Source organism: Citrobacter sp. CRE-46 (assembly GCF_059615875.1).
The window spans coordinates 4,922,128-4,935,451 of sequence record NZ_CM184341.1 but is presented as its reverse complement, the minus strand read 5'-3'; the positions used below and the strand labels follow the sequence as shown (position 1 = coordinate 4,935,451).

At 53.9% G+C, this 13,324-nt stretch carries 6 protein-coding genes and 3 rRNA genes; 6 read left to right on the top strand and 3 right to left on the bottom strand.

Annotated features, from left to right (window positions below):
* The first annotated feature begins 166 nt into the window (after positions 1-166).
* Together zraS and zraR are read left to right on the top strand one after the other, a co-directional pair.
* Positions 167-1,552 (top strand): two-component system sensor histidine kinase ZraS, encoded by a 1,386-nt coding sequence (gene zraS / locus AC534G_RS23915; RefSeq protein ID WP_110496269.1) that lies wholly within the window; start codon positions 167-169, stop codon positions 1,550-1,552.
* A 5-nt stretch (positions 1,553-1,557) separates the two neighbouring features.
* Positions 1,558-2,883 carry a sigma-54-dependent response regulator transcription factor ZraR gene (gene zraR / locus AC534G_RS23910; protein WP_038636160.1) on the top strand — a complete coding sequence of 442 codons (1,326 nt, stop codon included), beginning with the start codon at positions 1,558-1,560 and terminating at the stop codon, positions 2,881-2,883.
* On the opposite strand, the gene purD is transcribed toward zraR, so the two are convergent.
* A complete protein-coding gene (gene purD / locus AC534G_RS23905; RefSeq protein WP_110496267.1) occupies positions 2,880-4,169 on the bottom strand; it encodes a phosphoribosylamine--glycine ligase in 1,290 nt (429 codons plus the stop codon). The two genes, zraR and purD, sit on opposite strands and share 4 nt — an antisense overlap.
* Before the next feature lie 15 nt (positions 4,170-4,184).
* A complete protein-coding gene (gene purH, locus AC534G_RS23900; protein ID WP_110496265.1) occupies positions 4,185-5,774 on the bottom strand; it encodes a bifunctional phosphoribosylaminoimidazolecarboxamide formyltransferase/IMP cyclohydrolase in 1,590 nt (529 codons plus the stop codon).
* Between the two features lie 620 nt (positions 5,775-6,394).
* Here purH and AC534G_RS23895 point away from each other — a divergent pair.
* The 3 genes from AC534G_RS23895 to rrf all read left to right on the top strand — a co-directional run bounded on the left by AC534G_RS23895 (position 6,395) and on the right by rrf (position 11,278).
* A 16S ribosomal RNA gene (locus AC534G_RS23895) occupies positions 6,395-7,934 on the top strand.
* 225 nt (positions 7,935-8,159) lie between these two features.
* Positions 8,160-11,064: ribosomal RNA gene (locus AC534G_RS23890) — 23S ribosomal RNA — on the top strand.
* 98 nt (positions 11,065-11,162) lie between these two features.
* Positions 11,163-11,278: ribosomal RNA gene (rrf, locus tag AC534G_RS23885) — 5S ribosomal RNA — on the top strand.
* Together the 16S, 23S and 5S rRNA genes form the textbook arrangement of a ribosomal RNA operon.
* A gap of 312 nt (positions 11,279-11,590) precedes the next feature.
* Here the strand turns inward: rrf and AC534G_RS23880 are convergent.
* Positions 11,591-12,028 carry an acetyltransferase gene (locus AC534G_RS23880; RefSeq protein WP_110496263.1) on the bottom strand — a complete coding sequence of 146 codons (438 nt, stop codon included), beginning with the start codon at positions 12,026-12,028 and terminating at the stop codon, positions 11,591-11,593.
* Between the two features lie 157 nt (positions 12,029-12,185).
* Between AC534G_RS23880 and metA the strand changes: the two genes are divergently transcribed.
* Positions 12,186-13,115 carry a homoserine O-acetyltransferase MetA gene (gene metA / locus AC534G_RS23875; RefSeq protein WP_042313076.1) on the top strand — a complete coding sequence of 310 codons (930 nt, stop codon included), beginning with the start codon at positions 12,186-12,188 and terminating at the stop codon, positions 13,113-13,115.
* The last annotated feature ends 209 nt before the right edge of the window (positions 13,116-13,324 follow it).

The following is a 13,324-nucleotide window of genomic DNA, read 5'->3' as shown; positions in this document are numbered from 1 at the left end:
CGTCTCGGTAGGAAAGCGAGTAAAAATGACTCGCCAGAATTCGCCTGCGGGTCATTTTTACCCGCTACTTTGTGTCTGAGGGCAGGGTTCTCAGGGAGAAAAAATGGCATGATTTCTGCTGTATACCGGCAACGAAGAAAGGAAACGGTGGGTAAAGGGAGAAGGTATGCGTCTTTATAAGGACACGGTGGCAAAGTGGTTGAGCAGACTCTTGCTGGCGGCAATCCTGACGTTGGTCGGCTGGTTTTCGATTATGACCATACGGGACTATGGTCGGGAAAGTGATGCCGCCCGACAAACGCTCCTGGAAAAAGGCAGTGTGTTGATTCGCGCCCTGGAGTCCGGCACGCGGGTGGGTATGGGGATGCGCATGCATCATGCCCAGCAGCAGACGCTGCTGGAGGAAATGGCCGTACAACCGGGTGTGTTATGGTTTGCCGTCGTCGATGAGCATGGCGTCATTATTACCCACAGCAATTCGGCGATGGTGGGTAAATCACTTTATTCGCCCGATGTCCTGCAGCAGCTACACCCCGCGGAACAAGAACGCTGGCGGAAAATTGAGATACCAATGGGGGAGGGGGAAACAACGCCGGCTCTGGAAATTTACCGCCAGTTCCAGCCGATGTATGGGCCCGGACGCCATGGCATGGCGCGTTGCGCCAGCAATGACGGGCAGCTTATCACCCCAACGCAGACCATTTTTATCGCTTTCGATGCCAGCGACCTGGCCGCGACTCAGGCCAGAGAGTGGCGAAATACGCTGATTGTTTTGTCTGCGCTGGCGGCTGTGTTGCTGGCAACCGTGCTGACGTACTTCTGGTATCAGCGCTATCAGCGCTCGTATAAAGAACTACAGGATGCGATGAAGCGCAAAGAAAAACTGATGGCGCTCGGGCATCTGGCGGCTGGCGTTGCACATGAGATTCGTAACCCACTTTCATCCATCAAAGGTTTAGCAAAATATTTTGCCGAACGAACACCGGCAGGCGGTGAGTCTCACGAGCTGGCGCAGGTGATGGCGAAAGAGGCGGACCGTTTAAATCGGGTGGTGAGCGAACTGCTGGAACTGGTGAAACCTGCACATCTGACGCTACAACACGTGGATCTCAACCAGGTCATCACTCATTCACTCAACCTGGTGAGTCAGGATGCGGCAAGCCGGGAAATCCAGCTACGATTTGCAGCCAATGCCACGCTGCCTGCCATTGAGGCCGATCCCGATCGGCTCACCCAGGTTCTGCTGAATCTTTATCTGAACGCCATTCATGCAATAGGCCGTCAGGGCACGATTACGGTTGAAGCGAGTGAAAGCAGCGCCGATCGCGTTAAAATCGTGGTGACCGATAGCGGGAAGGGGATTGCGCCGGAACAGCTGGAGGCTATTTTTACGCCTTACTATACGACCAAAGCTGATGGTACTGGTCTGGGACTGGCGGTAGTGCAGAACATTATCGAACAGCACGGCGGCACTATCCAGGTGGCAAGTATTGAGGGCAAAGGTACGGTCTTTACTCTCTGGCTCCCGACGAAAGCGAAACGACAGGATTAACAAGGATGACGCGCGGAAAAATCGATATTCTGGTAGTGGATGACGATATCAGCCACTGCACTATTTTACAGGCGCTGCTGCGTGGCTGGGGTTATGACGTCGCACTGGCTTATAGCGGGCGAGCGGCGCTGGAACAGGTGCGTGAACGCGTATTTGATCTGGTGCTGTGTGATGTTCGCATGGCGGAGATGGACGGTATCGCAACGCTAAAAGAGATTAAAGCCCTGAATCCAGCCATTCCGGTACTGATTATGACGGCTTTCTCCAGCGTGGAGACCGCCGTAGAGGCGCTGAAAACCGGGGCGCTGGACTACTTAATCAAACCGCTGGATTTTGACCGTTTGCAGGAAACACTGGAAAAGGCGCTGGCGCATACGCGGGATACGAGCGCTGAAGTGTTGTCAGCGTCGGCTGCGCAGTTTGGCATGATTGGCAGCAGTCCGGCGATGCAGCAGTTGCTCAATGAAATTGCGATGGTAGCGCCCTCGGACGCCACGGTGCTTATCCACGGAGATTCCGGGACAGGGAAAGAGCTGGTTGCCCGCGCACTACACGCCAGCAGCGCGCGCAGTGATAAGCCGCTGGTGACGCTGAACTGCGCGGCGCTGAATGAGTCGCTGCTGGAGTCCGAACTTTTTGGCCACGAGAAAGGGGCGTTTACCGGGGCGGATAAACGGCGGGAAGGGCGTTTTGTCGAAGCGGACGGCGGCACGTTATTTCTTGATGAAATTGGCGATATCTCACCGCTGATGCAGGTGCGTCTGCTGCGGGCTATCCAGGAGCGAGAGGTACAACGGGTTGGCAGTAACCAGACAATTGATGTTGATGTCCGGCTGATCGCCGCCACGCACCGTAATCTGGCCGAGGAGGTCAGTGCCGGACGTTTTCGCCAGGATCTCTACTACCGTCTGAACGTGGTCACCATAGAAATGCCCGCATTATGTCAACGTCGGGAAGATATCCCGCTGCTGGCCGAACATTTTCTCCAGCGTTTTGCCGCGCGTAACCGTAAAGCGGTGAAAGGCTTTACTCCGCAGGCGATGGATCTGCTTATCCATTACGACTGGCCGGGCAATATCCGTGAACTGGAAAACGCGGTGGAGCGGGCGGTGGTGCTGCTGACGGGCGAGTATATTTCCGAGCGCGAGCTGCCGCTGGCTATTGCCGCGACGCCAATAAAAACGGAATACAGTGGCGAGATCCAGCCGCTGGTGGAAGTGGAGAAAGAGGTCATTCTGGCGGCGCTGGAAAAAACGGGCGGCAACAAAACGGAAGCCGCCCGTCAGTTAGGCATTACGCGTAAAACGCTGCTGGCGAAAATTTCGCGTTAGCGCTGTTCGCGTTCGATGGCGCGCCAGCCGATGTCGTTACGGCTGAAGCTACCGTTCCAGCGGATGTCGGCCATCAGGGCGTAAGCGCGTTTCTGCGCTTCGGCGACGGTGTGGCCCAGCGCGGTGGCGCACAGTACACGGCCGCCGCTGGTCAACACGCGGTCGTCATCGGCGAGTTTGGTGCCCGCGTGGAAAACCTTACCGTCAGCCACTTCTTCCAGCGGCAGACCGTGGATCTCGTCGCCGGTGCTGTAGCTGCCCGGATAACCGCCCGCGGCGATCACCACGCCTAATGAAGCGCGTTCGTCCCACTCGGAGGTTTTCTCATCCAGCTTGCCGTCGCAGGCGGCCAGGCACAGATCCACCAGATCCGACTTCATGCGCAGCATGATCGGCTGGGTTTCCGGATCGCCAAAGCGACAGTTGAACTCGATTACCTTCGGGTTGCCCTGCTTGTCGATCATCAGGCCCGCATACAGGAAGCCGGTGTAGGTATTCCCTTCCGCCGCCATGCCTTTCACGGTTGGCCAGATGATGCGTTCCATGGTGCGCTGGTGCACTTCATCAGTGACTACCGGCGCCGGGGAGTAAGCCCCCATCCCGCCGGTGTTCGGGCCGGTATCGCCGTTGCCCACGCGTTTGTGGTCCTGGCTGGTGGCCATCGGCAGCACGTGTTCGCCGTCGACCATCACGATAAAGCTCGCTTCTTCGCCGTCGAGGAACTCTTCAATCACGATGCGGTGGCCTGCATCGCCAAAGGCGTTACCCGCCAGCATGTCCTGCACGGCGGCTTCCGCTTCTTCGAGCGTCATCGCGACGATAACGCCTTTACCGGCGGCCAGACCGTCGGCTTTGATGACGATCGGTGCGCCTTTCTCGCGCAGGTAAGCCAGCGCTGGCTCAACCTCGGTAAAGTTCTGGTACTCCGCCGTCGGAATCTGGTGACGGGCGAGGAAATCTTTGGTGAAGGCTTTGGAGCCTTCCAACTGTGCGGCGCCTTCGGTTGGGCCAAAGATCTTCAGACCTGCGGCGCGAAACGCATCAACCACGCCAATCACCAGCGGCGCTTCCGGGCCAACGATGGTCAGGTCAATCTTCTCGTTCTGGGCAAAGCTCAGCAGCGCCGGGATATCGGTTACGCCGATAGCCACGTTTTGCAGCGCGGGTTCCAGCGCGGTGCCCGCGTTGCCCGGTGCGACAAAAACGGTATCAACCAGCGGCGACTGCGCCGCTTTCCACGCCAGCGCGTGCTCGCGCCCGCCGTTGCCAATCACTAATACTTTCATCGTCTGCTCCGTGGATTAATGGCGGAAGTGGCGCATGTCGGTAAAGATCATCGCGATACCGTGTTCATCGGCAGCGGCAATGACTTCATCATCACGGATAGAACCGCCAGGCTGGATCACACAGCTCACGCCCACGGCGGCAGCGGCATCGATACCGTCGCGGAACGGGAAGAAGGCGTCGGAGGCCATCGCGGAGCCTTTCACTTCCAGACCTTCGTCAGCCGCTTTAATCCCGGCGATTTTCGCGGAGTAGACACGGCTCATCTGGCCTGCGCCTATGCCGATGGTCATATTCTCTTTGGCATACACAATGGCGTTGGATTTCACGAATTTCGCCACTTTCCAGCAGAACAGCGCATCGCGCAGCTCCTGCTCGGTCGGCTGGCGTTTAGACACCACGCGCAGTTCACCTTCGCCTACCATACCCAGGTCGCGGTCCTGAACCAGCAGGCCGCCGTTAACGCGTTTGAAGTCCAGACCCGGCACACGCTGTGCCCACTGACCACAGGTCAGTACGCGCACATTCTGCTTGGCAGCCGTGATCTTCAGCGCTTCTTCGGTCGCGGATGGGGCGATAATCACTTCCACGAACTGGCGGGAGATGATGGCCTGAGCGGTTTCGGCATCCAGCTCGCGGTTGAAGGCGATGATGCCGCCGAACGCGGAGGTTGGGTCGGTTTTGTACGCACGGTCGTAAGCGTCGAGAATAGTGGAGCTCACCGCCACGCCACACGGGTTGGCATGCTTGACGATCACGCAGGCTGGCTCGTTGAACTCTTTCACGCATTCCAGTGCCGCATCGGTATCGGCGATGTTGTTGTAGGAGAGCGCTTTGCCCTGCACCTGCTGTGCGGTGGCAACGGACGCTTCTTTCACATTCTCTTCTATATAGAAGGCTGCCTGCTGGTGGCTGTTCTCGCCGTAGCGCATATCCTGCTTCTTAATGAAGTTCAGGTTCAGCGTACGCGGGAAGCGACCGGCGGCTTCTTTGCTTTCACCGTGGTAGGCCGGAACCATGCTGCCGAAGTAGTTGGCAATCATGCTGTCGTAGGCGGCGGTGTGTTCGAAAGCTTTAATCGCGAGATCGAAACGGGTGTCGAGAGTCAGAGAGCCTTCATTAGCATCCATCTCTTTAATAATGGCGTCGTAGTCACTGCTCTTCACCACGATGGCGACGTCTTTATGGTTCTTGGCAGCAGAGCGCACCATGGTCGGGCCGCCGATATCAATGTTCTCTACCGCATCTTCCAGCGAGCAGCCTTCACGGGCTACGGTTTCGGCGAAGGGGTACAGGTTAACGACCACCATATCGATAGGGGCGATGTGATGCTGTTCCATGATCGCATCGTCCTGGCCGCGACGGCCGAGGATGCCGCCGTGGACTTTTGGATGCAGGGTCTTCACGCGTCCATCCATCATTTCCGGGAAACCGGTGTAATCGGAAACTTCGGTCACTGCCAGGCCTTTTTCTGCTAACAGGCGGGCGGTACCCCCCGTAGACAGCAGCTCCACACCGCGTGCGGAAAGTGCCTGAGCGAATTCGATGATACCGGCCTTGTCAGAAACACTGAGCAGAGCGCGGCGGACTGGACGACGTTGTTGCATGGTAAATCCCCTGGATTTGACTATTACAGAGAGCGTTAGGTGAATTCTTGGCTAAAAACTCAGCTAACGCCCCTCACGGGGCATCCTTGTTGTGCGGTGGCATTGTAACGAAAACGTTTGCGCAACGCTCGCGAATTTTTCTCTTTCCTTTAATTCGATTATTTCAGCTTTATATGATGAGGGATGAATCGAAGTGATGATCGCAAGAGAACCTCATTTTTGTGGATAACTCTGTGTGTAAATGGGTATAAGACGGGGTTCTGCTGTGGAATGCAGCAGTCAGTCATTTTTCTGTCATTTAAGGGTTGCGGGCTGAAGGAAACTCCCTATAATGCGCCTCCATCGACACGGCGGATGTGAATCACTTCACACAAACAGCCCGGTCGGTTGAAGAGAAAAACCTGAAAATGAGGGTTGACTCTGAAAGAGGAAAGCGTAATATACGCCACCTCGCGACAGAGCGCTAAGGCGCGTCGCAACTGCTCTTTAACAATTTATCAGACAATCTGTGTGGGCACTCGAGGATACGGATTCTTAACGTCGCAAGACGAAAAATGAATACCAAGTCTCTGAGTGAACACGTAATTCATTACGAAGTTTAATTCACGAGCATCAAACTTAAATTGAAGAGTTTGATCATGGCTCAGATTGAACGCTGGCGGCAGGCCTAACACATGCAAGTCGAACGGTAGCACAGAGAGCTTGCTCTCGGGTGACGAGTGGCGGACGGGTGAGTAATGTCTGGGAAACTGCCCGATGGAGGGGGATAACTACTGGAAACGGTAGCTAATACCGCATAATGTCGCAAGACCAAAGAGGGGGACCTTCGGGCCTCTTGCCATCGGATGTGCCCAGATGGGATTAGCTTGTAGGTGGGGTAACGGCTCACCTAGGCGACGATCCCTAGCTGGTCTGAGAGGATGACCAGCCACACTGGAACTGAGACACGGTCCAGACTCCTACGGGAGGCAGCAGTGGGGAATATTGCACAATGGGCGCAAGCCTGATGCAGCCATGCCGCGTGTATGAAGAAGGCCTTCGGGTTGTAAAGTACTTTCAGCGAGGAGGAAGGCGTTGTGGTTAATAACCACAGCGATTGACGTTACTCGCAGAAGAAGCACCGGCTAACTCCGTGCCAGCAGCCGCGGTAATACGGAGGGTGCAAGCGTTAATCGGAATTACTGGGCGTAAAGCGCACGCAGGCGGTCTGTCAAGTCGGATGTGAAATCCCCGGGCTCAACCTGGGAACTGCATCCGAAACTGGCAGGCTAGAGTCTTGTAGAGGGGGGTAGAATTCCAGGTGTAGCGGTGAAATGCGTAGAGATCTGGAGGAATACCGGTGGCGAAGGCGGCCCCCTGGACAAAGACTGACGCTCAGGTGCGAAAGCGTGGGGAGCAAACAGGATTAGATACCCTGGTAGTCCACGCCGTAAACGATGTCGACTTGGAGGTTGTGCCCTTGAGGCGTGGCTTCCGGAGCTAACGCGTTAAGTCGACCGCCTGGGGAGTACGGCCGCAAGGTTAAAACTCAAATGAATTGACGGGGGCCCGCACAAGCGGTGGAGCATGTGGTTTAATTCGATGCAACGCGAAGAACCTTACCTACTCTTGACATCCAGAGAACTTAGCAGAGATGCTTTGGTGCCTTCGGGAACTCTGAGACAGGTGCTGCATGGCTGTCGTCAGCTCGTGTTGTGAAATGTTGGGTTAAGTCCCGCAACGAGCGCAACCCTTATCCTTTGTTGCCAGCGATTCGGTCGGGAACTCAAAGGAGACTGCCAGTGATAAACTGGAGGAAGGTGGGGATGACGTCAAGTCATCATGGCCCTTACGAGTAGGGCTACACACGTGCTACAATGGCATATACAAAGAGAAGCGACCTCGCGAGAGCAAGCGGACCTCATAAAGTATGTCGTAGTCCGGATTGGAGTCTGCAACTCGACTCCATGAAGTCGGAATCGCTAGTAATCGTGGATCAGAATGCCACGGTGAATACGTTCCCGGGCCTTGTACACACCGCCCGTCACACCATGGGAGTGGGTTGCAAAAGAAGTAGGTAGCTTAACCTTCGGGAGGGCGCTTACCACTTTGTGATTCATGACTGGGGTGAAGTCGTAACAAGGTAACCGTAGGGGAACCTGCGGTTGGATCACCTCCTTACCTTAAAGAACCGACCTTTGCAGTGCTCACACAGATTGTCTGATGAATGATGAACTTCTGAATGTACTTTCGAGTGCATTAAGAAGTTTTGCTCTTTAAAAATCTGGATCAAGCTGAAAATTGAAACGACACACTGTGTCTGTTCTCCGTAATAAGAACAGATAAAAGGTGTGTTCGAGTCTCTCAAATTTTCGCAATCAGAAGTGAAACATCTTCGGGTTGTGAGGTTAAGCGACTAAGCGTACACGGTGGATGCCCTGGCAGTCAGAGGCGATGAAGGACGTGCTAATCTGCGATAAGCGCCGGTAAGGTGATATGAACCGTTATAACCGGCGATTTCCGAATGGGGAAACCCAGTGTGATTCGTCACACTATCGTTAACTGAATACATAGGTTAACGAAGCGAACCGGGGGAACTGAAACATCTAAGTACCCCGAGGAAAAGAAATCAACCGAGATTCCCCCAGTAGCGGCGAGCGAACGGGGAGCAGCCCAGAGTCTGAATCAGCATGTGTGTTAGTGGAACGGTCTGGAAAGTCCGACGGTACAGGGTGATAGTCCCGTACACAAAAACGCATGTGCTGTGAACTCGAAGAGTAGGGCGGGACACGTGGTATCCTGTCTGAATATGGGGGGACCATCCTCCAAGGCTAAATACTCCTGACTGACCGATAGTGAACCAGTACCGTGAGGGAAAGGCGAAAAGAACCCCGGCGAGGGGAGTGAAAAAGAACCTGAAACCGTGTACGTACAAGCAGTGGGAGCACCTTCGGGTGTGACTGCGTACCTTTTGTATAATGGGTCAGCGACTTATATTCTGTAGCAAGGTTAACCGTATAGGGGAGCCGAAGGGAAACCGAGTCTTAACTGGGCGTTAAGTTGCAGGGTATAGACCCGAAACCCGGTGATCTAGCCATGGGCAGGTTGAAGGTTGGGTAACACTAACTGGAGGACCGAACCGACTAATGTTGAAAAATTAGCGGATGACTTGTGGCTGGGGGTGAAAGGCCAATCAAACCGGGAGATAGCTGGTTCTCCCCGAAAGCTATTTAGGTAGCGCCTCGTGAACTCATCTTCGGGGGTAGAGCACTGTTTCGGCTAGGGGGTCATCCCGACTTACCAACCCGATGCAAACTGCGAATACCGAAGAATGTTATCACGGGAGACACACGGCGGGTGCTAACGTCCGTCGTGAAGAGGGAAACAACCCAGACCGCCAGCTAAGGTCCCAAAGTCATGGTTAAGTGGGAAACGATGTGGGAAGGCACAGACAGCCAGGATGTTGGCTTAGAAGCAGCCATCATTTAAAGAAAGCGTAATAGCTCACTGGTCGAGTCGGCCTGCGCGGAAGATGTAACGGGGCTAAACCATGCACCGAAGCTGCGGCAGCGACACTATGTGTTGTTGGGTAGGGGAGCGTTCTGTAAGCCGTTGAAGGTGGCCTGTGAGGGCTGCTGGAGGTATCAGAAGTGCGAATGCTGACATAAGTAACGATAATGCGGGTGAAAAACCCGCACGCCGGAAGACCAAGGGTTCCTGTCCAACGTTAATCGGGGCAGGGTGAGTCGACCCCTAAGGCGAGGCCGAAAGGCGTAGTCGATGGGAAACAGGTTAATATTCCTGTACTTGGTGTTACTGCGAAGGGGGGACGGAGAAGGCTATGTTGGCCGGGCGACGGTTGTCCCGGTTTAAGCATGTAGGCGGAGGTTCCAGGTAAATCCGGTACCTTTTAACGCTGAGGTGTGATGACGAGGCACTACGGTGCTGAAGTGACAAATGCCCTGCTTCCAGGAAAAGCCTCTAAGCATCAGGTAACACGAAATCGTACCCCAAACCGACACAGGTGGTCAGGTAGAGAATACCAAGGCGCTTGAGAGAACTCGGGTGAAGGAACTAGGCAAAATGGTGCCGTAACTTCGGGAGAAGGCACGCTGATAGGTAGGTGAAGTGATTTACTCATGGAGCTGAAATCAGTCGAAGATACCAGCTGGCTGCAACTGTTTATTAAAAACACAGCACTGTGCAAACACGAAAGTGGACGTATACGGTGTGACGCCTGCCCGGTGCCGGAAGGTTAATTGATGGGGTTATCCGTAAGGAGAAGCTCTTGATCGAAGCCCCGGTAAACGGCGGCCGTAACTATAACGGTCCTAAGGTAGCGAAATTCCTTGTCGGGTAAGTTCCGACCTGCACGAATGGCGTAATGATGGCCAGGCTGTCTCCACCCGAGACTCAGTGAAATTGAACTCGCTGTGAAGATGCAGTGTACCCGCGGCAAGACGGAAAGACCCCGTGAACCTTTACTATAGCTTGACACTGAACACTGGTCCTTGATGTGTAGGATAGGTGGGAGGCTTTGAAGTGTGGACGCCAGTCTGCATGGAGCCGTCCTTGAAATACCACCCTTTAATGGCTGGTGTTCTAACGTGGGCCCGTAATCCGGGTTGCGGACAGTGTCTGGTGGGTAGTTTGACTGGGGCGGTCTCCTCCCAAAGAGTAACGGAGGAGCACGAAGGTTAGCTAATCCTGGTCGGACATCAGGAGGTTAGTGCAAAGGCATAAGCTAGCTTGACTGCGAGAGTGACGGCTCGAGCAGGTGCGAAAGCAGGTCTTAGTGATCCGGTGGTTCTGAATGGAAGGGCCATCGCTCAACGGATAAAAGGTACTCCGGGGATAACAGGCTGATACCGCCCAAGAGTTCATATCGACGGCGGTGTTTGGCACCTCGATGTCGGCTCATCACATCCTGGGGCTGAAGTAGGTCCCAAGGGTATGGCTGTTCGCCATTTAAAGTGGTACGCGAGCTGGGTTTAGAACGTCGTGAGACAGTTCGGTCCCTATCTGCCGTGGGCGCTGGAGAATTGAGGGGGGCTGCTCCTAGTACGAGAGGACCGGAGTGGACGCATCACTGGTGTTCGGGTTGTCATGCCAATGGCACTGCCCGGTAGCTAAATGCGGAAGAGATAAGTGCTGAAAGCATCTAAGCACGAAACTTGCCCCGAGATGAGTTCTCCCTGAGACCTAGAGTCTCCTGAAGGAACGTTGAAGACGACGACGTTGATAGGTCGGGTGTGTAAGCGTAGCGATACGTTGAGCTAACCGATACTAATGAACCGTGAGGCTTAACCTTACAACGCCGAAGCTGTTTTGGCGGATTTGAAAAGACAGATTTTCAGCCTGATACAGATGACATTAACCGGCGAAAAGCGGGTTAATAAACAGAATTTGCCTGGCGGCTGTAGCGCGGTGGTCCCACCTGACCCCATGCCGAACTCAGAAGTGAAACGCCGTAGCGCCGATGGTAGTGTGGGGTCTCCCCATGCGAGAGTAGGGAACTGCCAGGCATCAAATAAAAGCGGAAGGCCCGGTCGAAAGACCGGGCCTTTTGTTTTATCTGTTGTCTGTCGGTGAGGGCTCTCCTGAGGAGGACAAATCCGCCGGGAGCGGATTTGAACGTTGCGCCGCAACGGCCCGGAGGGTGGCGGGCAGGACGCCCGCCATAAACTGCCAGGCATTAATTAAAGTGAAGAAGCCCATCCTGCCGGATGGGCTTTTTTGCGTCTGTGTGAAATGAAACCTGCCGGATGCGGCATCCCGCCTTATCCGGCCTGCCAAAGCGCATCAGGCAATCCCGCACCACGTAAAAACTTGCCCTGCTACCCGCGCACGAGATTGAGCAACGGGTAGGGGCGCCCAAGATCGTCCACCTCTGTACGTCCCGTCACGCTAAATCCCATCTTCTTATAGAATCCAACCGCTTGTTCATTCTGTTCGTTAACGGTAGTTGTTAGCGTGGAACTCATTGATAAAGCATGTTCAATCAGCAGCTTACCAACGCCACTACCACGCTCATCCGGATCGACAAACAGGGCATCTATATGCTGATCGGTCAGGAGCATAAAGGCGACTGGCTCATCCTGCTTTGTCACTGCAACCCATAGAGGGGCTTCTGGTAAAAAAGAACGTACCAGCTGTTCCAGTTCAACCCGATAATCCGCAGAGAGGAAATGGTGCGTGGCATCCACTGAGCGACACCAAATAGAAACTAACTTGTCTCCTTCGTCCTGACGCGAACGGCGGATGGTAAAGGTCATAGCATTCTCCTTTTTTCTTTACTGCACTATTCTACAGCAAGGAACCGTGAAACTTTCTCAACTTGAGGATGTAGGCTCGACATTCTGCTGATTCCTGGGTATCTTCAGCTATCTGGATGTCTAAACGTTTAAACGTATGTAGTGAGGTTATCAGGTTATGCCAATTCGCGTGCAGGACGAACTACCCGCCGTCAATTTCTTGCGTGAGGAAAACGTCTTTGTCATGACGACATCCCGCGCTTCCGGTCAGGAAATCCGTCCACTGAAGGTACTTATCCTCAACCTGATGCCGAAGAAGATTGAAACGGAAAACCAGTTCCTGCGTTTATTGTCTAACTCACCGCTACAGGTAGATGTTCAGCTATTGCGCATCGATGCCCGCGAGTCACGCAACACCCCAACGGAGCATCTGAATAACTTTTACTGTAATTTCGAGGATATCTGCGATCAGAACTTTGATGGACTGATCGTTACAGGGGCGCCGCTGGGTCTGGTTGAGTTTAATGATGTGGCTTACTGGCCGCAGATAAAACAGGTTCTTGAGTGGGCTAAAGATCACGTTACCTCGACGCTGTTTGTCTGCTGGGCGGTACAGGCCGCATTGAATATCCTTTATGGCATTCCCAAGCAAACTCGCACGGATAAACTCTCCGGCGTCTATGAGCATCATATTCTGCATCCTCATGCGTTGCTGACGCGCGGATTTGATGATGCATTTTTGGCCCCTCATTCGCGCTATGCCGACTTCCCTGCCGCACTTATCCGCGACTATACCGATCTCGAGATTTTTGCCGAAACGGAAGAGGGCGATGCCTATCTGTTCGCCAGTAAAGATAAACGCATTGCCTTTGTGACGGGTCATCCCGAGTATGACGCGCACACGCTCGGTAGCGAATATTTTCGAGACGTTGAAGCGGGCTTATCCCCGGAAGTACCCTATAACTACTTCCCGAAAGATGACCCACAAAACAAACCGCGGGCAACCTGGCGTAGCCATGGCAATCTGTTGTTTACCAACTGGCTCAACTATTACGTCTACCAGATCACGCCATATGATCTGCGTCACATGAATCCAACGCTGGATTAATCTTCTGTAGCAGACGATCCTTAAGCGTTTCAGCATGTTGAATCAGGCACCTTCGGGTGCCTTTTTTATTTCCGAAACGCACCTCACTGTGTAATTAAATTTTATTTATATTGTTATCAATAAGTTAATTGATAATTAATTTAAAAATGGAAATTGTTTTTGATTTTGAAATTTAAATGAGTAGTCTTAGTTGTGCTGAACGAAAACCG